The organism is Tabrizicola sp., assembly GCF_041913445.1.
GTDB lineage: Bacteria > Pseudomonadota > Alphaproteobacteria > Rhodobacterales > Rhodobacteraceae > Tabrizicola.
Window position 1 is genome coordinate 1 of record NZ_JAYSFG010000002.1, and the last position, 23,121, is coordinate 23,121.

Here is a 23,121-nt window from a genome sequence, read left to right on the forward strand (position 1 = left end):
GCACCACCTCGACGCGGGTGCCGATGTCGCGGGGGGAGCGGACTTCGACGGAGAGGCCGAAGCGGTCGAGAAGCTGGGGGCGGAGGTCGCCTTCCTCGGGGTTGCCGGAGCCCACCAGAACGAAGCGGGCGGGGTGGCGGATGGAGAGGCCGTCGCGTTCGACCACGTTCTCACCGGATTGGGCGACGTCGAGGAGGAGGTCGACGATGTGGTCTTCGAGGAGGTTGACCTCGTCGATGTAGAGGTAGCCGCGGTTGGCGCGGGCGAGGAGGCCGGGTTCGAAGGCCTTGACGCCTGCCGCGATGGCGCGTTCGACGTCGAGGGCGCCGGTGACGCGGTCCTCGGACACGCCGAGGGGGAGGTCGACGACGGGGGTCGGCTTGTCGATGACGGTGGCGTCCGGGATCTGCGCCCAGGCGGGGCATTGGTCTGGCGAGGCGCTGTTGACCGGGCAGGAGGCGACGGCGCGGATGGGAGGGAGGAGCGCGGCGAGGCCGCGGACGGCGGTGGATTTGCCGGTGCCGCGGTCTCCGAACACGAGGACGCCGCCGATCATCGGGTCGATGGCGGTGAGGACCATGGCGAGGCGCATGTCGTCCTGGCCGACGATGGCGGTGAAGGGGAAAGGCGGCTTGCCGGTGGCGGCCTGGGCGGGGGCCTTCTGGCGGTGAAGCGCGGTCATGCGGCGTGCCTTTCTGTGGTCCAGGCGTCTGCCAGGGGGTCGGCTCCGTTCCATTTGCCTTGGGTTTCAAGGACATGGAAGCGGGCGTAGAGTTCTTCGGAGAACCAGCCGTTGTCGCGGGCGGCCTTCATCGCGGCGGCGTGGGGGCCCATGTGGCGGGCGAATTCGGCCATGCGGGCGGCGTCGGGCCAGATCGAGAAGGTGACCTGGTGGAGGAGGGGAACCTCTCCGATGCCGATCTTGAAGAGGACGTTCGTGTCCGACCCGATGCGGGAGGAGATGTCGGGGACGCGCTTCCAGAAGGAGGGCGCGTGCTGGGGTTTGACCGTGGCGCGGGTCAGGGCGGCGATGGGTCCTTGGCGCGACTGCGCGTCGGTGGTGTCGGTGAGCGGGTTGACCCCGGCCCAGGAGCCTCGGGCGGAGAAGGGTTGCAGGAACACGGTCCAGTTTTCCGCGGCGTGATTGCGCCAGCGGGTGAGGATCGGATGGTGGGCGATATGGTCGCGGGCGCGGTCAATGTCGGGCCAAACGGCGAAGATCGCCCAGACCGACCAGTTGGGTTTCGGGGTGAAGCCTTCGCCCGTGCCCGAGCCGCAGAGTTTCACGAAGCGCGCGCCGGTCCAGAGGTGCCGCGGCCGCGCAAGCGCCATCTGCCCGATCACCCAGAGCCGGCTCATGGGGGACGAGAAGCGGAAGAGGCTGAGCGTGGCAACGGAAATGAGTCGGTCCTCCCGGGCGCGGGTGTCAGGACAAGATTACACTTAATGCAGCGGGTGGGAAGTCAAAACAGCCTTATTTCCTGTGGCATAAAACCCAAGTTGTAAATCTGGGTAGACAGTATAGGCTGTGAGAATGACACAGCATCCAAGGTTGGGGCAGGTTGACAGCCTGCCGTCTGCGCGGGGCGGCGAGGGCCGGGCCGTGGTGATCGGCGCGGGGCTTGGCGGCCTTGCCTCGGCCATGCGGCTGGGCGCGAAGGGCTGGCAGGTCACGGTGGTGGACCGGCTGGACCGGCCGGGCGGACGGGGATCTTCGATCACGCAAGGAGGGCATCGGTTCGATCTGGGACCGACCATCGTGACGGTGCCGCAGACGCTGCGGGAGCTCTGGGCGGTGTGCGGACGGGACTTCGACCGGGACGTGCGGCTGGTCCCGATGGACCCCTACTACAAGATCCTCTGGCAGGACGGGTCAAGCTTTACAATGGGCCCGGGGGATGCGCGGATGGAGGCCGAGGTGGCTCGGCTCTCGCCGGGGGATCTGCCGGGGTTCCGCAAGTTCCTGAAGGATGCCGAGGCGCGCTACTGGTTCGGGTTCGAGGATCTGGGGCGGCGGTCGATGCATCGGTTCATGGACCTGGTGAAGGTGCTGCCCAAGTTCGCGATGATGCGGGCGGACCGGTCGGTCTATGCCCACGCGGCGCGGCGGGTGAAGGATGAGCGGCTGCGGTTCGCGCTGTCGTTCCATCCGCTGTTCATCGGGGGCGATCCGTTCCATGTGACGTCGATGTATGCGCTGGTGAGCCACCTGGAGCGGGCCTTCGGGGTGCACTACGCGATGGGCGGCGTGCAGGCGATTGCCGAGGCGATGTCTGCAGTGGTCAAAGGTCAGGGCGGGTTCGTCCTGCAAGGCGTCGAGGCAGACGAAGTGCTCGTCTCGCAGGGCCGGGCCTCGGGGGTGAAGCTGTCCGATGGGCGGGTGCTGCCGGCCGAGGTGGTGGTGTCGAACGCGGACCCGGCGACGACCTATACGCGGCTTCTGCGGAAGCAGCCGGCCAAGCGGTGGACGGCGCCGAAGCTGATGCGGTCGCGCTGGTCGATGAGTCTGTTCGTCTGGTACTTTGGCACCAAGGGGACGAAGGGGATGTGGCCGGGGGCCGGGCATCATTCCATCGTCGTGGGGCCGCGGTATCGGGAGCATATCCGGGACATTTTCCAGACGGGTGTGCTGGCGGAGGACATGAGTCTTTATGTCCACCGGCCCTCGGTGACGGACCCGTCCGTTGCGCCCGATGGGGATGATACCTTCTATGTCCTGTCGCCGGTGCCGCATCTGGGGCACAAGAACGGGGTGGACTGGGCGGTTGAGGCCGAACCCTACCGGCAGAAGATGCTGAAGGTGCTGGAAGAGCGGCTTTTGCCGGGGTTGTCCTCGCGGGTGACGGAGAGCCTGGTATTCACGCCCGAGACGTTCCGCGACCGGTATCTCTCGCCGCATGGGGCGGGGTTCTCCTTGGAGCCGCGTATCCTGCAATCGGCCTGGTTCCGGCCACACAATGTGTCGGAGGAGCTGCCGGGGCTGTACCTCGCGGGGGCGGGGACGCATCCGGGGGCCGGGGTGCCGGGGGTTATCGGGACGGCGGAGGTCCTGGCGACGCTGGTGCCGGATGCTCCCGTGCGGGCGGTGGTGCCGATGCGGATGGCGGCGGAATGATCCCGGCGGAGGACATGGCGGCCTGCCGGGCGATGATCCGCACGGGGAGCCTGTCGTTTCATGCGGCCTCGCGGCTGCTCCCGGCACGGGTGCGGGACCCGGCCTTGGCGCTTTATGCCTTCTGCCGGGTGGCCGATGATGATGTGGACGAAGTGCAGGACAAGGCCCATGCGGTCTTGCGGCTGCGGGAGCGGTTGGACCTGATTTATGCGGGGCGGCCGGAACAGCGGCCCTCGGACCGGGCCTTTGCGGCGGTGGTGCAGGACTTCGACATGCCGCGCGCGCTGCCGGATGCGTTGTTGGAGGGGTTGGCCTGGGATGCGATGGGGCGGCGGTATGACACGCTGTCGGAGTTGCATGGATATAGCGCGCGGGTGGCGTCGAGCGTTGGCGTGATGATGTGCGTGCTGATGCGGGTGCGCGACCCGGATGCGCTGGCGCGGGCGGCGGACCTGGGGCTGGCGATGCAGTTGACGAACATCGCGCGCGACGTGGGCGAGGATGCGCGGGCGGGGCGGCTGTTCCTGCCGGTGGACTGGCTGTCGGAGGCCGGGATCGAGGCGGAGGCATTCCTGGCGAACCCGCGGCCTTCGGACGCGCTGGCGGGGGTGGTGCGACGGCTTCTGGACGTGGCGGAGGATCTTTACCGGCGGGCATCGGCCGGCGTGTCCTCACTGCCCGCGGATTGCCGGTTGGGGATCGCGGCGGCGCGACACATCTATGCGGCGATCGGGGCCGAGGTGGCGCGGGCGGGTCATGACAGCGTGACGCGGCGGGCCCGGACCAGCCGGGGGCAGAAGCTGGTGCTGATGGCCCGCGCGCTAGGGGCCTCGGCCCTGACCCATGTCCTGCCGCAACCGGCGGTGCTTCATGCCCGTCCCGACCCCGCGACGGCCTTCCTTGTCGAGGCGGCCGGTCAGCGCGCGCCAAGGCCGCAGCGGTCGGAGACATTGCTGCAGATCCTGGCGCAACTCGAGGCGCGCGACCGGAGTGGCGCTGCGGGCTGACGGAACCTCGACGCAAGCGCTGGCGTTTCCGGGGTCACATCGGTAGGATCGCGTCATGGATATCTGGGTATTTCTAGTGTTTCTTCTGGCCTGCGGGCCTGCCGCTGCCACGGGGGCGATGTTTTCGCCGGGTGAGTGGTACCGGGCGCTCAGGAAGCCCAGCTGGACGCCGCCGGACTGGCTGTTCCCGGTGGCCTGGACGACGCTTTATATCTGCATGTCCCTTGCGGGCGAACGTGTCGCGCGGCAGGCGGGGGTGAACCCTGCGGTGGGGATGGCGCTGGCGCTGTATACCTTGCAGATGGGGCTCAACTGCCTGTGGACCCCGGTCTTCTTCGGGTTGCGGAAGATGCGGGCGGGGATGCTGGTGCTGGCGCTGTTGTGGCTGGCGGTGGCGGCGACGCTGGTGGCCTTCTGGCGCGTGGACTGGGTGGCAGGGCTTTTGTTCGTGCCCTACCTGACCTGGGTCACGGTGGCCGGGGCGCTGAACTGGTCGGTGATGACGCTGAACCCCGAGCAGGCCAAGGGCCCGGTGGCTGTGTAAGCCCCCACCCCCGTCCCCTCCCCACCAAGGGGGAGGGAAGGCTCTTAGGGCCAGCGCGCGCGTCGGGGGACGCGGAAGGCGAGCATCGGTTTCAGAAGCGGCTGGCGGAAGCGGGTGAGGTCCAGCGCCTCGTGCATCCCGATGGTCCTTTCCCCGTCGATTGTCGTCTCGACCAAAGCACGTGAGTAGAAAGGGGCTTCCAGCAGCGACAGGTGCGGGCGGGGCATGGTGCCGGGATCGGCGCGGGTTTCGCGGCGCACGGCCCAGGGGTTGCGTTTGAACCGGGTTCGGGGCGGGGCGGTGGTCTCGCGGACCTGGCCGTCCGGCGTGATTTCCACCGCAAGGTCGAAGTGCCGGCCGTCGCGGAGTTCGGCGTCGTAGAAGCACATGGCGCGGTCCTTGAGGGGGTAGCGGCCCCAGGTCCAGAAGGCGAAGTCCGTCTCCAGCGCGCGGGTACCGAAGTTGGCGTCGAAGTAGCCGTGACCTTTCCACGTGTGGCCTTGGGTCAGGTCGACCTCGATGTCGGCGATGGGGGCGAAGGGGCGCCAGAGATGGGCTCCGTCGGGGGTGAGCCAGACTTCGGTTTCCGTGACGGCGCGGGGGGTGAGGGTGATGCGGCCCCTGACCGGCGTCACCATCGGGGGCGCGCCCCATTCGTTGACCTCGATGATGAGTTGGCGGCCGGTCCAGGTGACGTTGGAGGGTCCGATCTCCAGGCGGTCGGGGGACTGCTTAAGCGCTTGCCGCCCCCGGTCGGTCATGGTGAAGCGGCCGTTCAGGCCCGAGGTCACGACGTTGAGACAGCAGTGGTTCTGCGGCTCGCGGCGGCCGGACCATTTGTACCAGGGCGAGAAGACCGAGCCGATGAAGGCGATCACCGAGACGGCTTTTGTGCCGTCCTCGGAGATGCCGTCGACATACCACCAGGCGTAACCGTCCGGCCCGACGGGGAGCGAGAAGTCAGGTCCATCAGCGCCTGTAAGGCGGCCTGCTTGCCGGAGAGGAGAGCCATCGGCACCCCCGCCCCCGGATGCACCCCGCCCCCCGCGAGGTAGAGCCCCGGCAGGCCCGTCCGCGCCACCGGCCGCTGGAACGCCGCCAGCGCCCCCTCGGGCGAGGCGCCATAGATCGCCCCTTGGGAGGCCGGGAACCGGTGCGCCAGGTCCTTCGGTCGGGTTAGGGCCTCCGGTCCCGGCGGGGGCGAGAAGGTCAGGCCCATCCGTGCCAAGGCGGGGAAGGTGCAGTCGTGGCATGATGGGTCCTCGTTCGGGTGGTCGGGGCGGTTCGCGGGGGCGTTCAGGATGATCTGGAAGCGTTCGGTCTGGGGTGTTGTTCCCAGCTCACGGTCCTGGGCGTTGAGGTAGAGGGTGGGGCTTTCGGGCATGCGGCCCTGGCCGATGGGGCCGAATTCGGCCTGGGGGTCGGCGGTGAAGAAGAGGTTGTGGTGGAGGAGGTCCGCGGCTTTGGGGCCTTCGGCGGTGGCCGCGAAGGACCAGACCCAGGCGGAGAGGCTGGGTTTGCCGGGGGGCTTCAGCGCGGTCTGGGCGGCCTCGCCGAGGAGGCCGTCGGTCAACGCGCGGGGGTCGCCGTTGAAGACGACGATGTCGGCCGGGTGGTGGCCCTGGTCGGTCTCCACCAGGCTGACACGGCCGGACTGGCGGGTGATGCGGCGGGCCTGCGTGGCGTAATGGAAGCGGACGCCCAGGGTTTCTGCGGCGCGGGCGAGGGCGGCGGCGAGGGCCTGGATGCCGTCGGTGACGGCCCAGACCCCCTGGGCCTCGGCCTGCCAGACGAGCGACAGGACGGCGGGGGTGTGGGCGGGGCGGCCGCCGACATAGGTGGCGTAGCGTCCGAAGAGCTGGCGGAGGCGGGGGTCGTGGAAGAACTGCTTCAGCCAGCGGTCAAGGGTCATGCCGGGGAGGAGCGCGGGCCAGAGTTTGGGCTGACGGAGGGTGGTGCGGGCGATGGCCGACAGGTCGGGTTTGGCCGCGCGCATCACGGGGTGTTCGAAGGCTTGGTAGAGTGCACGGGCCGCGGTGTCGAAGCGGGCGAAGCCCAGTGCCTCACGGTCCCCGGCGAAGGCGCGGATGGCGGCGATGTTGGCCTCGGCGTCGGGGTGGAGGTCGAGGGGGCCTGAATCCGGCCACCAATGGCGGGCGAGGCGGGGGAGGCGGGTCACCTGGACCTCGGCCTCGGTGGTGGTGCCGCAGAGCGTGAAGAGGGCGTCGACTTCGGATTTCAGGGTGAGGACCGTTGGGCCCATGGCGGCGGGGCCCGCCTCGGTCGCGCGGGCGCGGGCCTTGCCGCCGGGCGCGTTGGCGCTTTCCACCACGGTCACACGGCAGCCCCCGGCGGCGAGCCGGATCGCGGCGGCGAGGCCCCCCATCCCGGCGCCGATCACCACGGCGCGGGGTTGGCCTTTGAGGTCGGCGGAGGGCATCGCGGGCGGCCTCTTGTCAGCTTTGGATGACAACACAGTGTAAATTCAAGTTTACACATGCGGGTCGTAATGCCAAACTGAATCGACAGGCCTCAGGAGTGCGCCCATGCCGTTCGCCGACCGTATCGAGAAGGCCCTGCACGAAAGCCTGGTGCCCCTGAACCGCAAGGACGCTCCGCCGAAGCTGTCGGCGGCGATCCCCTATGCGGTGTTTCCGGGCGGGGCGCGGATCCGGCCGACGATCCTTCTGGCGGTGGCAACGGCCTGCGGCGACGACCGGCCCGAGATCGCGACGGCGGCGGCAGTGGCGCTGGAGCTGATGCATTGCGCGTCGCTTGTCCATGACGACCTGCCCGCGTTTGACGATGCGGACCTGCGTCGGGGGAAGCCCACGCTGCACCGGGCGTTTTCCGAACCGCTGGCGGTGCTGGCGGGGGACAGCCTGATTGTGCTGGCTTTTGAAGTGCTTGCGCGGGCGGGCCACGTCGCGCCGGACCGGGCCTTGGCGCTGACCGGGGCGCTTGCGCGGCATACGGGGGCCCCGTTCGGGATCTGCGCAGGGCAGGCCTGGGAGAGCGAGTCGAAGGTCGACCTTGCGGCCTATCACCGGGCAAAGACGGCAGCCTTGTTCGTTGCGGCGACCCAGATGGGGGCCGTCGCGGCGGGGCAGGAGGCGGAGCCTTGGGGTGAGTTGGGCGACCGGATCGGCGCGGCCTTCCAGGTGGCGGACGATCTGAAGGATGCGTTGCTTACCAGTGACCAGACCGGAAAGCCGGCGGGGCAGGATGCGGCGCACCTGCGGCCCAATGCCGTGGCGCAGATGGGCGTCGACGGCGCGATGGCGCATATGAAGGACATCCTGGCGGGGGCGATTGCCTCGATTCCGTCCTGTCCGGGTGAGGCGATGCTGGCGAACCTCGTCACCGCCTATGCCCGCAAGATGACCGTCCTGCCCGAGACCACCAGATGAACGCCGAGCCGCGCCCGCCGCCCGCGCGGCCCGAGGCGCTGGGGTTCCTCACGCGGTTGGCGCTGTCGCCCCGGTTCCACAAGCTGGCATCCCGCATCCCCGGCCTGCGCTGGAAGGCACGGGCCGAGGGGGCGGAGTTGTTCTCGATCCTCTCGGGCTTCGTCCAGAGCCAGGCGCTGGTGGCGCTGGTCGAGGGAAGGGTACTGCATGTCCTCGCCTCGGGTCCGAAGACGACGGACGAGCTGTCGCGGCATTGCGCGATTCCTCCCGCACCTCTGGTCGTGCTTCTGCGCGCCGGGGCGGCGCTGAAGCTGTTGGCCGAGCGTGGGGGCCGTTGGCACCTCGCCCCGCGCGGGGCGGCCTTCCTGAGCGTGCCGGGGCTGGAGCCGATGGTGCGGCATCACCATGTGCTTTACCGCGATCTGTCTGATCCGCTTGCGTTTTTTCGGGGACAGACCGAGACGGAGCTGGCCGGGTTCTGGCCTTATGTCTTCGGCACGCTCGCGCAAGAGGATGCTGCCTTGGCCGCGCGGTACAGCCGCCTGATGGCGGAAAGCCAGGTGCTGGTGGCCGAAGATACGCTGCGGCTGGTGGACCTCTCGAAGCGGCGGCATCTCTTGGATGTGGGCGGTGGCACGGGGGCCTTCCTGGCCGAGGTCGGCAAGGCTCATCCCGGGCTGAAGCTGTCCCTTTTCGACATGCCCGCGGTGCTGGCCGGGGTGCCTGTGGGCTTGCGCGACCGGCTGAGCCTGCATCCCGGCAGCTTCCGCAGCGATCCGCTGCCTCAGGGCGCTGATACGATAAGCCTCATCCGGGTGCTGTATGACCACGACGACGCGACGGTCGCGGCGCTTCTGGCCAAGGTCCACGCCACCTTGCCGCCGGGCGGGATGATCCTGGTCTCGGAACCCATGTCGGGCGGCGATCGGCCCGATCCGACGACGGACGTGTATTTCGCCATCTACACGCTGGCGATGCGGACGGGGCGGACGCGGTCGGCGGCCGAGATCGGGGGCCTTCTCCGTGCAACCGGTTTCAGCGATGTGCGGCCAAGGGCGGGCGATCGGCCCTATGTCACCTCGGCCGTGACCGCGGCGCGAGGATAACAACGCGTTCCTTTTGCCGTTTGTTCCGCCTAATGCCGAAAAAGTGTCCATTTAGTTTGACATCCTAAACTGTCAGTCTAGACTTACATAAGGCGCGGGAACCGTGCCGATTCAGAAGGCCGAACACGTGGACACCCATGCCGTCATCCTCTCCGGCCCCCGCTCCCTGCATCTGGGACAGGTAGGACTCAAGGCTCCGGCCCTGGGCGATGTGGTGGTGAAGGTTCGGCATTCGGGGATTTCCACGGGGACGGAAAAGCTGTTCTGGCAGGGCACGATGCCGCCCTTCCCGGGCATGGGCTATCCGCTGGTCCCGGGCTACGAAGCCTTTGGCGAGGTGGTGGAGACCTGTGGCGAGACGGGCCTTGCGGTCGGCGACCATGTCTTCGTGCCGGGGACCAACTGCTATAAAGGCGGCGTGCGCGGGCTGTTCGGCGGGGCCGCGGGCCTGCTGGTGACGCCCGCCGCCCGGGTGGCGAAGCTGGACGGTGGCTACGGCGCGGAAGGTGCGCTGCTGGCGCTGACCGCGACGGCCTATCATGCGCTGGCGGGTGGGGCGCTGCCGGACCTGATCATCGGCCACGGAACTTTGGGCCGCCTGCTCGCCCGGATCACTGTTGCGATGGGCGCCGCTCCGACGGTGTGGGAGATCGACGTCACGCGCCGCCAGGGCGCCGAAGGCTATGACGTCGTCGCGCCGGAGAATGATCCGCGCCGCGACTACAAGGTGATCTTCGACGCATCGGGGGCTTCGGGCCTGCTGGATACCTTGGTTCCGCGCCTCGCCAAGGGCGGCGAGATCGTCCTGTGCGGCTTCTACACCGAGGCCATCAGCTTCGCCTTCCCGCCCGCCTTCATGAAGGAGCTGCGGCTCCGCGTCGCCGCCGAATGGCAGCCCGCGGACCTCGATGCCACGCGTCGCCTGCTGGACGAGGGCCGGTTGTCGCTGGCCGGGCTGATCACCCACCGCGCCGCCGCTAGCGATGCCGGGGCGGCTTACGAGACCGCCTTCACCGACGCCAACTGCCTGAAAATGATCCTGGATTGGAGTGCCTCTGCATGACCGAAGTTCCCAATCTGAAGGATTTCGACGCCCGCCTGCGGGATGAGGCTGCGGTCGAGCCCTCGCTGGAAATCCCCCAGGACCCGCCGTCGAAGAAGACGCAGATCATCGCGATCTATGGCAAGGGCGGGATCGGGAAGTCGTTCACGCTGGCGAACCTGAGCCACATGATGGCCGAGATGGGCAAGCGCGTGCTGCTCATCGGCTGCGATCCGAAGTCGGATACAACCTCTCTGCTCTTCGGCGGCAAGGCGTGCCCGACGATCATCGAAACCTCGACCCGCAAGAAGCTGGCGGGGGAAGAGGTGAAGATCGGCGACGTCTGCTTCAAGCGGGGCGGGGTCTTCGCGATGGAGCTGGGTGGGCCGGAGGTCGGTCGCGGCTGCGGGGGCCGGGGGATCATCCACGGGTTTGAGCTTCTGGAGAAGCTGGGGTTCCACGACTGGGACTTCGACTATGTGCTTCTGGACTTCCTGGGCGACGTGGTCTGTGGCGGGTTCGGTCTGCCCATCGCGCGGGACATGGCGCAGAAGGTGATCGTGGTCGGGTCGAACGACCTCCAGTCGCTCTATGTCGCGAACAACGTCTGCTCGGCGGTGGAATACTTCCGCAAGCTCGGCGGGAATGTCGGCGTCGCGGGGCTGGTCATCAACAAGGATGACGGCACGGGCGAGGCTGCGGCCTTTGCCAAGGCGGTGAACATTCCCGTGCTCGCCAGCATCCCGGCGGATGACGACCTGCGGCGGAAATCGGCCAATTATCAGATCGTTGGCAGCAATGCGACGCAGTGGGGTCCCTTGTTCGAGATCCTGGCGAACGCCGTTGCCGATGCCCCGCCGCTGCGGCCGAAGCCGCTGACGCAGGACGGGCTTCTGGGCCTCTTCGATGCCGAGACGACGGGATCGAACTTCGTGCTGGAGCCTGCCTCGGACGCCGACATGCGCGGTGCCTTTGCCGCCGTGAAACCCAGCCTGGAAGTGGTCTACGACAATGTTTGACCTCGACGCCCTGGCCCAGATCGAAGCGGCGCTGAAGGCGCGGGAGGGTCGCAAGTGACCTCTTCTTCCGCCCCCATCGACGGACTTGGCTGCCACTCTGGTGCAGAGATGGCCGAGGCTGCGCGGGCGGCGGGGAATTCCGAGGTGCTGGACCGTTACGCGGCGGACTATCCGCAGGGGCCGCATGACAAGCCGCAGTCGATGTGCCCGGCCTTCGGCTCGCTTCGCGTGGGGCTGAGGATGCGGCGGGTGGCGACGGTGCTGTCGGGGTCGGCCTGCTGCGTCTATGGGCTGTCCTTCGTGAGCCACTTCTACGGGGCGCGGCGGTCGGTCGGCTATGTGCCGTTCAACTCGGAAACGCTGGTGACCGGCAAGCTCTTCGAGGACATCCGCGATGCGGTGCATGAGCTGGCGGATCCGGACCGCTACGACGCGGTGGTGGTGACGAACCTCTGCGTGCCGACCGCCTCGGGCGTGCCGCTGCGGCTTTTGCCGAACGAGATCAACGGGGTGCGGATCATAGGGATCGACGTCCCGGGGTTTGGCGTTCCGACCCATGCCGAGGCGAAGGATGTCCTCGCAGGGGCGATGCTCGCCTATGCGCGGTCGGAGATCGAGGCTGGTCCTGTGGCGGCCCCTGCGGCTGGTCGTAGCGACCGTCCGACGGTCACGCTGCTGGGCGAGATGTTCCCCGCCGACCCGATGATGATCGGCGCGATGCTGGCCCCGATGGGCTTGGCGGCGGGGCCGGTGGTGCCGTGCCGCGAATGGCGTGAGCTTTATGCGGCGCTGGATTCAGGCGTCGTGGCGGCGATCCATCCGTTCTACACGGCGGCGATCCGCGAGTTCCAGGCGGCGGGGCGCAAGATCGTCGGCTCGGCCCCGGTGGGGCATGACGGGACGATGGCGTGGCTGGCGGCGATTGGCGATGCCTATGGCGTCTCGGCCGGGCAGGTGGCGGCGGCGCAGAATGCCTTTGGTCCGGCGATCAAGGGCGCGCTGGCGGCGAACCCGATCAAGGGGCGGATCACGCTGTCGGGCTATGAGGGCAGCGAGCTGTTGGTGGCCCGCCTGCTGATCGAGAGCGGGGCCGAGGTGCCCTATGTCGGCACGGCCTGCGCAAAGAACGAATGGTCGCAAGCCGACCGCGAGTGGCTGGAGGCCAGGGGCTGTGTGGTGAAGTACCGCGCCAGCCTGGAGGATGACCTGGCCGCGATGGAGGCGTTCAAGCCGGACCTGGCGGTCGGGACCACTCCGGTCGTGCAGAAGGCCAAGGAAAAGGCTATCCCCTCGCTTTACTTCACAAATCTGATCTCGGCGCGGCCCCTGATGGGACCAGCTGGGGCGGGGTCTTTGGCTCAGGTGGTGAACGCCGCGATGGGCAACAAGACCCGGATGGAGGGGATGAAGGCCTTCTTCGAAGGGGTCGGCTCGGGCGATACCTCGGGCATCTGGGAAGGCGCGCCGAACCTGCGGCCGGACTTCCGGGCGATCCATCAGAAGAAACTCGACAAGGCCGCCAAGGCTGCCAAGGCCGAGGAGATGATCTGATGCTGGTGCAGGATCATGACCGGGCGGGCGGCTACTGGGGGGCGATCTATGCCTTCTGCGCCGTCAAGGGCCTGCAGGTCGTCATCGACGGCCCAGTGGGGTGCGAGAACCTGCCGGTGACGTCCGTCCTGCACTACACCGACGCGCTGCCGCCGCATGAGTTGCCCATCGTGGTGACGGGGCTGGGCGAGGGCGAGATGACCTCGGGCACCGAAGGCTCGATGGCGCGGGCGTGGAAGACGCTGGACCCGGCGCTGCCGGCGGTGGTGGTCACGGGGTCGATTGCCGAGATGATCGGGGGCGGGGTCACGCCCCAAGGGACGAACATCCAGCGCTTCCTGCCGCGGACCATCGACGAGGACCAGTGGCAGTGCGCGGATCGCGCGATGACCTGGATCTTCACCGAATTCGGGATGACCAAGGGGCGGATGCCTCCGGAAACCCCGCGTGCCGAAGGCGCGAAGCCGCGGGTCAATATCCTGGGGCCGATGTACGGCACGTTCAACATGCCCTCGGACCTGGCCGAGATCCGGCGGTTGGTCGAAGGCATCGGGGCCGAGATCAACATGGTGATGCCCTTGGGCGCGCACCTGGCCGAGATGCGGAACCTCGTGAATGCCGACGCCAACGTGGTGATGTACCGCGAGTTCGGGCGGGGTCTGGCCGAGTGTCTGGGCAAGCCCTATCTGCAGGCGCCCATCGGGCTTGAATCGACGACCCTGTTCCTGCGGACGCTGGGCGAGATGCTGGGGCTCGACCCCGAGCCGTTCATCGCGCAGGAAAAGCATTCGACGCTGAAGCCCCTGTGGGACCTGTGGCGCTCCGTCACGCAGGACTTCTTTGCCACGGCAAGCTTCGCCATCGTCGCGAACGAGACCTATACGCGGGGCATCCGCAAGTATCTGGAGGAAGACCTTGGCCTGCCCTGCGCCTTCGCGGTGCCGCGGCTGGCGGGTCAGAAGACCAACAACGAAGGCGTCCGCGCGCTGATGAAGCAGCACCGGCCGCTGATCGTGATGGGGTCGATCAACGAGAAGATCTACCTGGCCGAGCTGAAGGGCGGGCATGGGCCTGCGCCCAGCTTCATTCCGGCAAGCTTCCCGGGCGCCGCGATCCGTCGCGCCACGGGGACGCCGTTCATGGGCTATGCCGGCGCGGTCTACCTGTTGCAGGAGGTTTGCAACGGCCTTTTCGACGCGCTCTTCCACATCCTGCCCCTTGGCAGCGACATGGACAGTGCGGCGTCCACGCCCACGACCCTGCGCCGCGACATGCCCTGGGATGCCGACGCGCAGCTGGCGCTCGACCGCATCCTGCAGCAGCACCCGGTGCTGACCCGCATTTCCGCCGCGCGCACCCTGCGCGATGCGGCCGAAAAGACCGCGCTCGACCAAGGGGCCGAACGTGTCGTCCTGGAATTTGTCGAGACCCTGGCCGGCGGCAACGCCCAAGGGTCTGAAAGGGGAGAGAAAGCATGAGCGACCAGAGCTACATCAGCCATGTTCAGCTGAAGACGGCGCATCACAAGCGCACGCCGAAGGCCGAATACGCGACCTATTTCGCGCTGATCCTGATCCTCGCGCTGCCGGTGCAGTGCCTGGTCTGGCTGATCTCGACCCTGCGGCACATGAGCCTTCCGGCGGAAGGTCCCCTCGCACGCGCGCTGCGCGATGCCGAGGAGATCACGCCCTCGATCTTCCGCCCCTGAAAAGGGCCGGAGCCTATGACCGACGCGGTGCGCCCGCCCGTCCGGTGAAGCCTTCGGGGAGGGCGGGGAAACCCGGCCTTTCCGGAAACAACGGTGCAGCACTCCGCTGCCCCGTGTACCCAGCCGCAGGGGATGCGGCGTCAGTCTGCCAATCCGGAGGATAGAATGGCTGATAAATCCGACCTGAGTTTCACAGGTCTCACCGACGAGCAGGCGCAAGAACTGCACTCCGTCTACATGAGCGGGCTTTGGCTGTTCACGGTCATCGCCGTGATCGCTCATCTGGCGGTGTTCATCTGGCGCCCGTGGTTCTGAGGAGGAACGATAAATGTCCAAATTCTACAAGATCTGGCTCATCTTCGATCCTCGTCGCGTCTTCGTGGCACAGGGCGTGTTCCTGTTCCTCCTGGCCGCCATGATCCACCTCGTGCTGCTCAGCACGCCTGCCTACAACTGGTTCGACATCGCGGCCGCCAAGCATGGCTACGTCGCGGCCGAAGCTCCTGCCAGCGAATAGGTCATGCCTACCGTTGGGGGCGGCGAAGCCCAGGCCCGCCGCCCCTGACAACCTGACGCCATAGACACATCCGGCAGGTCCACCGCCTGCGCCCGACGGCGGCCGTGACCGGAAGAAAACGAGAGGGAAGCATGGCACTGCTCAGCTTCGAACGGAAATACCGCGTGCCCGGAGGCACGCTGATCGGGGGCAACCTATTCGACTTCTGGGTCGGCCCCTTCTACGTCGGGTTCTTCGGGGTCCTGACCTTCTTCTTTGCGGCGCTTGGCACCATGCTGATCCTGTACGGGGCGGTGCTGCAGGGAACCTGGAACCCCTGGCTGATCTCGATCAATCCGCCGCCCGTCGAGGCGGGACTGGCAATGGCGCCCCTGCGCGAGGGCGGAATCTGGCAGATCGTCACGATCTGCGCGATCGGGGCCTTCGTGTCCTGGGCTCTGCGCGAGGTCGAAATCTGCCGCAAGCTTGGCATGGGCTTCCATGTGCCCTTCGCCTTCGGCGTCGCGATCTTCGCCTACATCACCCTGGTGGTGATCCGCCCGGTCCTCATGGGGGCCTGGGGCTATGCCTTCCCCTACGGGATCTGGACGCACCTCGATTGGGTGTCGAACACCGGCTACACCTACGGCAACTTCCACTACAACCCGGCGCACATGATCGCGGTGAGCTTCTTCTTCACCAACGCGCTGGCGCTTGCCCTGCACGGGGCGCTGATCCTGTCGGCGGCCAACCCCGAGAAGGGGAAGGAAATGCGGACGCCGGACCACGAGGACACCTACTTCCGGGACCTCATCGGCTATTCCGTCGGCACGCTTGGCATCCACCGACTGGGCCTGCTTCTCGCGCTGAACGCCGGGTTCTGGTCGGCGGTCTGCATCGTCATCTCGGGCACGATCTGGTTCGACCAGTGGGTCGTCTGGTGGGACTGGTGGCTGCAACTGCCCTGGTGGGCTGGGATCGAGGGAGGCGTAAATGGCTGAGTATCAGAACATCTTCACGCAGGTTCAGGTGCGCGGCGCCCCCGAAATGGGCATGACCGAAGAGGTCGAGCTGTCGAACCGCACGACGGGGGCGAGCTTCTCGAACCTTGCCGGCTGGCTGGGCAACGCGCAACTCGGGCCTGTCTACCTGGGCACGATGGGGGTCATCTCGCTGATCGCCGGCGTCGCTTGGTTCGTCACGGTGGGCCTGTGGTACTGGAACCTGGCGGGCTACAACCCGGCCGTGTTCCTGCGCGACCTCTTCTGGTTCAGCCTGGAACCCCCGGCCGAGGAATACGGCCTGGGCTTCGCGCCCCTGGCCGAGGGGGGGGTCTGGATCATCGCCAGCTTCTTCCTGCTGGTCAGCGTCTGCGCCTGGTGGGTCCGCACCTACCTGCGCGCCCAGGCGCTGGGTATGGGCAAGCACGTAAGCTGGGCCTTCGCTTCCGCGATCTGGCTCTTCCTGGTGCTGGGCCTCTTCCGGCCGATCCTGATGGGGTCCTGGTCGCACGCCGTGCCCTACGGCATCTTCAGCCACCTCGACTGGACGAACAACTTCTCGCTGCAATACGGCAACCTGTTCTACAACCCCTTCCACGCCTTGAGCATCGTCTTCCTTTACGGGTCGGCGCTTCTCTTCGCGATGCACGGGGCGACGATCCTGGCCGTCAGCCGCTTTGGCGGCGACCGGGAGCTTGAGCAGATCGCCGACCGTGGCACCGCGTCCGAACGGGCGGCTCTCTTCTGGCGCTGGACCATGGGGTTCAACGCGACGATGGAAGGGATCCACCGCTGGGCCTGGTGGTTTGCGGTGCTGGTCACGCTGACCGGCGGCATCGGCATCCTGCTTACGGGCACGGTCGTCGACAACTGGTACGTCTGGGCTCAGGAGCACGGCTACGCGCCGCTCGACTAAGGAGGTCGAAATGCCGAACGACTATTTCTCGGAAACCAAGCAGACCAGCCTCGTCTTCTGGAGCCTGGGGCAGATGCTGAAGGGTGCCGCCTACGCCGCTGCCTTCCTGATCGCCATCGTGCTGTTCGTCTGGGCGATCTACCTGGTCGGCCTCCTTTTGCCGGAGGAAAGCCGCCAGACGCCCGACCCGATGGCCGCGCTTGAAGCGCCGGTGCTGACGGCGGACATCGTGTGACCTTGCGCGGGCCGCGGGGTTCGAAGCCCCCGCGGCCCGCGTCTTGCCGATCCGGATCCTCCCACGGGTCCGGATGTCGGGACCTCCGGGCCCCGGTTCCCTTCCTGTCGGACGACAGGCACTTGTGCCGTGTGGCCAACCCCACACGGCACCTTTTGCCCGAAAGGAGCAAACCATGACCGCGCCCGGTTCCATGTCGCCGCTTTCCCCCAAACCGATGCTTGACCGCGTGGCCAGCCCTGCCGATCTGCGGGCGCTGCCGGATCACGACCTGCCACAACTGGCCGACGAGTTGCGGCGCGAGGTCATCGAGGTCGTCAGCCAGACCGGCGGGCACCTCGGGTCCTCGCTGGGCGTGGTCGAGCTGACCGTCGCCCTGCACGCCGTCTTCGACACGCCGCGCGACAAGCTGATCTGGGATGTGGGCCACCAGTGCTATCCGCACAAGATCCTGACCGGGCGGCGAGACCGGATGCTGACCCTGCGCCAGGCCGAGGGTCTGAGCGGGTTCACCAAGCGGTCGGAAAGCGACTATGATCCCTTCGGGGCGGCGCATTCCTCGACCTCGATCTCGGCGGCGCTGGGCTTTGCCATGGCACGCGAGCTGGGCCAGCCCGTGGGCGACACGGTCGCGGTGATCGGCGACGGTGCCATCACGGCCGGCATGGCCTATGAGGCGATGAACCACGCGGGCCACCTGGGCAAGCGGCTTTTCGTCGTGCTGAATGACAATGACATGTCCATCGCTCCGCCCGTGGGGGCGATGCAGACCTACCTGAATTCCATCGCGAGGGTCGGACCGCTGGCGACCCTGAAGGCCATCGCCGAGGGGCTGGAGGATCATCTGCCCTTCCCGATCCGCGAAGGCGCGCGGCGGGCACGCGAGCTGGTCAGCGACCGGCCGGGCGGGATCACGCTGTTCGAGAAGCTGGGCTTTTCCTATCTCGGGCCGGTCAACGGGCATGACGTGCCGATGCTGCTGCACGCGCTGCGCTCGATGCGGAGCCATGCCGAGGGGCCGGTCCTTCTGCATGTCGTCACGAAGAAAGGCTGCGGCTATGGCCCGGCGGAAGGGGCGGACGACAAGTACCACGGGGTTGCGAAGTTCGACATCGCGACGGGAAAGCAGCACAAGACGCCTGCCAATGCACCGAACTACACGGCGGTCTTCGGGCAGACCCTGACCGAGGAAGCCGCCCGCGACCCGCGGATCGTGGCGATCACGGCGGCGATGCCGGGGGGCACCGGCCTTGACGTGATGCAGAAGCGGTTTCCGGCCCGGGTCTTCGACGTGGGCATCGCCGAGCAGCATGGGGTGACCTTCGCCGCCGGTCTTGCGGCGGGGGGGATGCGTCCCTTCTGCGCGATCTATTCCAGCTTCCTGCAGCGCGGCTATGACCAGATCGTGCATGACGTCGCCCTGCAGAACCTGCCGGTGCGCTTTGCCATCGACCGGGCGGGCCTGGTCGGTCAGGACGGCGCGACCCATGCCGGGGCCTTCGACGTCATGTTCCTGGCGAACCTACCGAACATGACCGTGATGGCCGCCGGGGACGAGGCCGACCTTGTCCACATGATCGCCACGGCGGTCGCGCATGACGGCGGACCCATCGCGCTGCGCTATCCGCGCGGCGAGGGGATGGGTGTTCCCCTGCCGGAACGCGGCCATCCGCTGGAGATCGGCAAGGGCAGGGTCCTTTGCGAGGGCACCGACGTCGCGATCCTGTCCTTCGGCGCGCAACTGTCCGAGGCGCTGGCCGCCGCGACCATCCTGAAGGCCTCCGGGATCTCGGCCACGGTCGCGGACGCGCGCTTTGCCAAGCCCCTGGATACCGCGCTTATCGACCAGCTCTACCGCACGCACCGAAGCCTGATCACGCTGGAGCAAGGCTCGACCGGCGGCTTCGGGGCGCTGGTGCTGCACCACCTCGCGATGACGGGACAGCTGGACCGAGGAGCGCCGGTGCGCACGATGACGCTGCCCGACCGCTTCATCGACCAGGCAAGCCCGGCGCAGATGTATGCCTGGGCAGGCCTTGCCGCCGAGGACATCGCCGCCATGGCGCGCAGCACACTGTCCCAGGCGGCGACCGCGCAGGTTGTCAGGTTGCGCTGACACACCTCAATCGAGGGGTGCAAAAAAGCTGCAGAAGTGTAAACTTCTCGCACCATTCCGTGCAGACCATGCTATGGTCCCCGACGGAAGGCGCTTGGGAGGTCGGCAGCAGTGAAGTTCCAGCAGGTCTACGCCGTTGTAGACAGCGAGTTCCGGCTGCTTTGGGTCGGCGGGGAATGGGATGAGTTCGCCCTGCAGAACGCGGCGCAACATGCCCTTGCAAACCATGTGCTTTCGACGTCCCTGATGGCCCATATCGCGGGGGACGAAACCCGCCGGCTGACTGCGCAACTGATCGAGACCGTGCTGTCGACGAAGCGCCCGCTGCGGGTGCAGTACCGCTGCGATTCGCCCAGCATGGCGCGATCCTACCAGTTGACCATCCAGCCGATGAAGGATGCGCGGGCGCTGATGGTCCATGACCTGAAGGACGCCTGGCACTTCTCGCCGCCGCTGAACATCTGGCACTATGACCCGAACGCGAAGGACTGCAAATGCAGCTTTTGCGGCGATGTCCGCTTCGGCGGAGCGCAGGACTGGACCAGTTGCGACGACATCGGCGAAAGGCACCCGTCGGCAGTGGTCTACGAGGTCTGCAACAAATGCCAGACCGCCGTCGCCGAAACGGTGGAACTGGTTCTGGCGGGGGAAGAGGTTCCGCCCGTGCTTGATCCCGAAGACATCCCCCAGCAGAGTCAGGCCAGCGACCAGCGGGAGTAGAGGTCCGGTCCCAACGTCTCGGTTTCCCGCAGGACGGGCCGGGGTGCCTTGGACAGAAGGTCCAGCCCCAGGTTGCCCAGGGCAGGGCGGCCGTCCGCCCCGATCAGGAGGCCGCCGGAAAAGAGCGCAAGCTCGTCGGCCAGCCCGCCCGCGACCAGGGATGCCGCCACGCTCCCGCCACCTTCGCTGAGGACGCGGGTGATCCCGCGCTGTGCCAGGGCCGACAGGGCCGCCGCGAGGTCAAGGCCGTCGGTCGTCTCGGGAACCTCGATCAGGCTTGCACCGGTGGCCGTCCAGGCGGCCTTGCGCCGGTCCGCTGCAGCCGGGCCGTGGACGAGCCAGACCGGACTGGCCCCCGCCGTCCGTCCAAGGCGGCTGTCCGGATCGTGGCGGAGCAGACGGTCCAGCACGATGCGGACGGGCTGATGGCGCGCACCAAGGTCGCGGACGGTCAGATCGGGGTCGTCGGCGACCGCGGTGCCCGAGCCCACCATGACCGCGTCATGCGACATCCGCAGCGCGTGCACCTTCCGGCGCGAGAGCGGACCGGTGATCCAGCGCGATTCCCCGCTCGCCGTGGCGATGCGACCGTCCAGCGAGGCGGCAAGCTTCAGCGTCACGAAGGGCAGGCCGCGGGTGACCCGCTTGAGGAAACCGGCGTTCATCAGGGTGGCTTCCTTGGCCAGGACCCCCTCGGTCACCGCGATCCCGGCCTCGCGCAACATCTGGTGCCCCCTGCCGGAGACGCGGGGGTCGGGGTCGGTCAGCGCCGTCACCACGCGGGCGACCCCGGCACCGATCAGCGCCTCGGCGCAAGGCGGGGTCTGGCCGTGGTGGGCGCAGGGTTCCAGCGTGACATAGGCCGTGGCGCCGCGCGCGGATGCCCCCGCCTGCAAAAGGGCGCGCACCTCGGCATGGGGCCGCCCGCCGGGTTGGGTCCAGCCGCGTCCGACCACAAGGCCGTCGCGCACCAGGACGCAGCCCACCGCCGGGTTGGGCCAGACATTGCCAAGGCCCCGCGCCGCAAGGCGCAGGGCATGGGCCATGTGGACCGGGTCCTGGAGGGTCGGCGTCACTCTTCCTGGGCGGCGCCGGGCCGAAGTTCGGAGACGAAGCCGTCGAAGTCGTCCGCCGTCTGGAAGTTCTTGTAGACGCTGGCAAAGCGCACGTAGGCGACGGTGTCGATCCGCGCCAGGCTTTCCATCACGATCTCGCCGATGGTCTTGGACGGAATATCCGTGTCGCCCAGGCTTTCCAGCCGCCGCACGATGCCGCTGATCATCTGGTCGATACGTTCCGGGTCGATCGGACGCTTCTGCATCGCGATGCGGATCGACCGTTCCAGCTTGGCGCGGTCGAAATCCTCGCGCTTGCCCGAGGATTTGATGACCACGAGATCGCGCAGCTGGACGCGTTCATAGGTGGTGAACCGACCGCCGCAGGCCGGACAGAAACGGCGACGGCGGATCGAGACGTGATCCTCCGCCGGCCGCGAATCCTTCACTTGCGTGTCGATGTTGCCGCAGAATGGGCAGCGCATCGGCCCCCTCCTTGCTTATGGTTATACCTGCCTCAAGGCCGGGTGTGTTCCCCGGTTTCCCCCACTGACTATAGGAGAGGGGCATTGATTTGGGGAAGGCATATATTTGTGGCCCAGAATATGGGGCCAGCACTGTGGCGGGCAGGACTCAGGCATGGCTTGAACGGTGCTCGTGCGGATGCATAGATGGCTGCGGAACAGGGGGCCGCGGGGTGACGGGCCCGACAGGGCAGGGGACGGCGGGTGAGCATCGCACTGTGCGGGATCGTTCGGAACGAGGTCCGCTCGGTCGTCGAATGGCTGGCGCACTACAAGGCGTTGGGGTTCACCGACTTTGTCATCTACGACAATGACAGCACGGACGGGACAGGCGAGCTTCTGCAGGCGCTGGATGATGCGGGTGAACTTATCCGGATCGACTGGCCGCACAGCGTGGGCGAGCGCCCGCAACGGCTGGCCTATGATCATATGCGGAAGCACGCGACCGTCGACTGGATCGCCTATTTCGATGCGGACGAATTCCTGCTGTTGCGGCAGGACGACAGCATCGCGGACTTCCTGGGCCGGTTCGACCCGGACGTGAGTGCCGTCGCGATCAACTGGGTGGTGTTCAACAGTGGCGGGCAGGAACGCTATCGCGCCCGGCCGGTGATCGAACGCTTTACCGAGTCGCTCCACCGCCGCGCGCCCTTGAACCGCAGCATGAAGTCCATCGGCCGACGCGAGAAGCTGTCCGGGATCGGCATCCACCGACTGGACGTCCGCGAGGGTCGCTATGTCACGCCCTCTGGTCGAGAGGCAGAGTTCGCGACCGGGCAGATCATGCGGTCGGTCGACAGCGAGGTGGCGGTGCTGCATCACTACATGGTCAAGTCCCTGGAAGAGTTCGAGGAAAAGCGAAACCGCGGCCACGCCAATTCGCAGGACCCCGAACGAAAGCGGACCAAGCTGACCGACCGCCTTACCGAGGCCAACGCCCCCGGCCAGCGCAACACCGACATGCTCGCCTGGTCAGATCGGATGCGCGCCGAGGCGCTGCGGCTGCGCGGGATCCTGCTGCAGGCCGGTCTCAGCTACCCGGTCTGGCCCTTCGTCGAGGAGCCCTAGTTGCACAGGCCCCAGGACTGGGTTTCCATGTCCCAGCACTGGCCGATCCCGTCCTTCAGGTCGTAAAGCGTATCCATCGGCGTCGCCGTGCCCCGGTCACAAGCAAGCTCTGCCACCGTGGCGTCCCCCTGCATGACCCGCACCCCGCCCGCCCGCGGTTCGGTCGATTCCGGGTCGCGCTCGACGCTGGTCCAGACTTCGTAGATGTAACCCTCGTTCCGGAAGGCGACCGTTTCCCAAAGGCTGGAGCCGATCCCGGGCCAGGGGGTGAAGGCGACCGTTTCCAGGGGTTCGTTGAGGAACAGCTCCGGCTTCCCCTCGCGCCCGAAACTGTAGGTCAGCATGCCCTTCCAGTAGCAGATTTCGAGCGTCTTCTCCCCGATCCGACAGGAGAAGGCTTCATCGCCCTGGCATGCAGCGTGGGCGGGGCCAGCGGCGAGAAGGGCGAGGAGAAGGGTAGTGCGCATGGGAAACTCCGTTTGAGCGGA

25 protein-coding genes are annotated in these 23,121 nt (G+C 67.5%); 18 read left to right on the forward strand and 7 right to left on the reverse strand.

From position 1 onward, the window contains the following. Together ACE3Q6_RS02265 and crtA are read right to left on the reverse strand one after the other, a co-directional pair. The coding region (locus tag ACE3Q6_RS02265; RefSeq protein WP_374427680.1) for an ATP-binding protein at positions 1-682 on the reverse strand (682 nt) is incomplete at its 3' end. Further along, positions 679-1,401 carry a spheroidene monooxygenase gene (gene crtA, locus ACE3Q6_RS02270; RefSeq protein ID WP_374428823.1) on the reverse strand — a complete coding sequence of 241 codons (723 nt, stop codon included), beginning with the start codon at positions 1,399-1,401 and terminating at the stop codon, positions 679-681. The genes ACE3Q6_RS02265 and crtA, both read right to left, overlap by 4 nt. Positions 1,402-1,534: 133 nt before the next feature. Here crtA and ACE3Q6_RS02275 point away from each other — a divergent pair, with 133 nt between their 5' ends. Genes ACE3Q6_RS02275 through ACE3Q6_RS02285 form a run of 3 tightly spaced genes read left to right on the forward strand, consistent with a single transcriptional unit; the run spans position 1,535 to position 4,666 of the window. Next, positions 1,535-3,115: a phytoene desaturase gene (locus ACE3Q6_RS02275; RefSeq protein ID WP_374427689.1), complete on the forward strand. Its 1,581-nt coding sequence runs from the start codon at positions 1,535-1,537 to the stop codon at positions 3,113-3,115. Beyond that, positions 3,112-4,122 (forward strand): 15-cis-phytoene synthase, encoded by a 1,011-nt coding sequence (gene crtB / locus ACE3Q6_RS02280; RefSeq protein ID WP_374427696.1) that lies wholly within the window; start codon positions 3,112-3,114, stop codon positions 4,120-4,122. Before ACE3Q6_RS02275 ends, crtB begins: the two co-directional genes overlap by 4 nt. A 55-nt stretch (positions 4,123-4,177) precedes the next feature. Further along, positions 4,178-4,666 carry a TspO/MBR family protein gene (locus tag ACE3Q6_RS02285; RefSeq protein WP_374427704.1) on the forward strand — a complete coding sequence of 163 codons (489 nt, stop codon included), beginning with the start codon at positions 4,178-4,180 and terminating at the stop codon, positions 4,664-4,666. 44 nt (positions 4,667-4,710) lie between these two features. Here ACE3Q6_RS02285 and crtC read toward each other — a convergent pair whose 3' ends face one another. Both crtC and crtD read right to left on the reverse strand, forming a co-directional pair. Further along, entirely contained in the window at positions 4,711-5,544 is an 834-nt protein-coding gene (gene crtC, locus ACE3Q6_RS02290; RefSeq protein ID WP_374427712.1) for a carotenoid 1,2-hydratase, read from the reverse strand. Beyond that, on the reverse strand, positions 5,541-7,106 hold the full coding sequence (gene crtD, locus ACE3Q6_RS02295) for a 1-hydroxycarotenoid 3,4-desaturase CrtD (RefSeq protein ID WP_374427720.1): 1,566 nt from the start codon (positions 7,104-7,106) through the stop codon (positions 5,541-5,543). Before crtD ends, crtC begins: the two co-directional genes overlap by 4 nt. 106 nt (positions 7,107-7,212) lie before the next feature. Between crtD and ACE3Q6_RS02300 the strand changes: the two genes are divergently transcribed. The 14 genes from ACE3Q6_RS02300 (at position 7,213) to ACE3Q6_RS02365 (ending at position 19,986) form a co-directional block, all read left to right on the forward strand. Further along, positions 7,213-8,076, forward strand: coding sequence for a polyprenyl synthetase family protein (locus ACE3Q6_RS02300; protein ID WP_374427729.1), 864 nt, complete (start codon positions 7,213-7,215; stop codon positions 8,074-8,076). After that, complete coding sequence (locus ACE3Q6_RS02305; protein WP_374427738.1) at positions 8,073-9,182, forward strand: methyltransferase; 1,110 nt, start codon at positions 8,073-8,075, stop codon at positions 9,180-9,182. Before ACE3Q6_RS02300 ends, ACE3Q6_RS02305 begins: the two co-directional genes overlap by 4 nt. Positions 9,183-9,309: 127 nt before the next feature. Further along, the gene (bchC, locus tag ACE3Q6_RS02310; protein ID WP_374428825.1) at positions 9,310-10,245 is read left to right on the forward strand and encodes a chlorophyll synthesis pathway protein BchC; all 936 of its coding nucleotides are present in this window, start codon (positions 9,310-9,312) and stop codon (positions 10,243-10,245) included. Further along, complete coding sequence (locus tag ACE3Q6_RS02315; RefSeq protein WP_374427747.1) at positions 10,242-11,243, forward strand: chlorophyllide a reductase iron protein subunit X; 1,002 nt, start codon at positions 10,242-10,244, stop codon at positions 11,241-11,243. Before bchC ends, ACE3Q6_RS02315 begins: the two co-directional genes overlap by 4 nt. 108 nt (positions 11,244-11,351) lie before the next feature. Next, positions 11,352-12,794 (forward strand): chlorophyllide a reductase subunit Y, encoded by a 1,443-nt coding sequence (gene bchY, locus ACE3Q6_RS02320; RefSeq protein ID WP_374428827.1) that lies wholly within the window; start codon positions 11,352-11,354, stop codon positions 12,792-12,794. Then, positions 12,794-14,272, forward strand: coding sequence for a chlorophyllide a reductase subunit Z (gene bchZ / locus ACE3Q6_RS02325; RefSeq protein WP_374427755.1), 1,479 nt, complete (start codon positions 12,794-12,796; stop codon positions 14,270-14,272). The genes bchY and bchZ overlap by 1 nt, the downstream gene beginning before the upstream one ends. Then, positions 14,269-14,502, forward strand: coding sequence for a cytochrome PufQ (gene pufQ / locus ACE3Q6_RS02330; RefSeq protein ID WP_374427758.1), 234 nt, complete (start codon positions 14,269-14,271; stop codon positions 14,500-14,502). Before bchZ ends, pufQ begins: the two co-directional genes overlap by 4 nt. A gap of 165 nt (positions 14,503-14,667) precedes the next feature. Beyond that, positions 14,668-14,817: a light-harvesting antenna LH1, beta subunit gene (gene pufB / locus ACE3Q6_RS02335; RefSeq protein WP_374427761.1), complete on the forward strand. Its 150-nt coding sequence runs from the start codon at positions 14,668-14,670 to the stop codon at positions 14,815-14,817. A 13-nt stretch (positions 14,818-14,830) separates the two neighbouring features. After that, positions 14,831-15,019, forward strand: a complete 189-nt coding sequence (gene pufA / locus ACE3Q6_RS02340; protein ID WP_374427763.1) for a light-harvesting antenna LH1, alpha subunit — start codon at positions 14,831-14,833, stop codon at positions 15,017-15,019. 131 nt (positions 15,020-15,150) lie between these two features. Continuing rightward, positions 15,151-15,999, forward strand: a complete 849-nt coding sequence (pufL, locus tag ACE3Q6_RS02345) for a photosynthetic reaction center subunit L (RefSeq protein ID WP_374427766.1) — start codon at positions 15,151-15,153, stop codon at positions 15,997-15,999. After that, on the forward strand, positions 15,992-16,915 hold the full coding sequence (gene pufM / locus ACE3Q6_RS02350; RefSeq protein ID WP_374427769.1) for a photosynthetic reaction center subunit M: 924 nt from the start codon (positions 15,992-15,994) through the stop codon (positions 16,913-16,915). The genes pufL and pufM overlap by 8 nt, the downstream gene beginning before the upstream one ends. A gap of 10 nt (positions 16,916-16,925) precedes the next feature. After that, positions 16,926-17,150 carry an RC-LH1 core complex protein PufX gene (pufX, locus tag ACE3Q6_RS02355; RefSeq protein WP_374427772.1) on the forward strand — a complete coding sequence of 75 codons (225 nt, stop codon included), beginning with the start codon at positions 16,926-16,928 and terminating at the stop codon, positions 17,148-17,150. A 175-nt stretch (positions 17,151-17,325) separates the two neighbouring features. After that, positions 17,326-19,266 carry a 1-deoxy-D-xylulose-5-phosphate synthase gene (gene dxs / locus ACE3Q6_RS02360; protein ID WP_374427775.1) on the forward strand — a complete coding sequence of 647 codons (1,941 nt, stop codon included), beginning with the start codon at positions 17,326-17,328 and terminating at the stop codon, positions 19,264-19,266. A gap of 111 nt (positions 19,267-19,377) precedes the next feature. Continuing rightward, complete coding sequence (locus tag ACE3Q6_RS02365; RefSeq protein WP_374427780.1) at positions 19,378-19,986, forward strand: hypothetical protein; 609 nt, start codon at positions 19,378-19,380, stop codon at positions 19,984-19,986. On the opposite strand, the gene ribD is transcribed toward ACE3Q6_RS02365, so the two are convergent. After that, positions 19,962-21,032, reverse strand: a complete 1,071-nt coding sequence (ribD, locus tag ACE3Q6_RS02370; RefSeq protein ID WP_374428829.1) for a bifunctional diaminohydroxyphosphoribosylaminopyrimidine deaminase/5-amino-6-(5-phosphoribosylamino)uracil reductase RibD — start codon at positions 21,030-21,032, stop codon at positions 19,962-19,964. The genes ACE3Q6_RS02365 and ribD overlap by 25 nt on opposite strands. 26 nt (positions 21,033-21,058) lie before the next feature. Next, positions 21,059-21,526, reverse strand: a complete 468-nt coding sequence (nrdR, locus tag ACE3Q6_RS02375) for a transcriptional regulator NrdR (RefSeq protein ID WP_295073644.1) — start codon at positions 21,524-21,526, stop codon at positions 21,059-21,061. Positions 21,527-21,769: 243 nt separating this feature from the next. Between nrdR and ACE3Q6_RS02380 the strand changes: the two genes are divergently transcribed. Further along, positions 21,770-22,633 (forward strand): glycosyltransferase family 2 protein, encoded by an 864-nt coding sequence (locus tag ACE3Q6_RS02380; RefSeq protein ID WP_374427790.1) that lies wholly within the window; start codon positions 21,770-21,772, stop codon positions 22,631-22,633. On the opposite strand, the gene ACE3Q6_RS02385 is transcribed toward ACE3Q6_RS02380, so the two are convergent. Further along, positions 22,630-23,100, reverse strand: a complete 471-nt coding sequence (locus ACE3Q6_RS02385; protein ID WP_374427793.1) for a hypothetical protein — start codon at positions 23,098-23,100, stop codon at positions 22,630-22,632. The two genes, ACE3Q6_RS02380 and ACE3Q6_RS02385, sit on opposite strands and share 4 nt — an antisense overlap. Positions 23,101-23,121 lie beyond the last annotated feature (21 nt).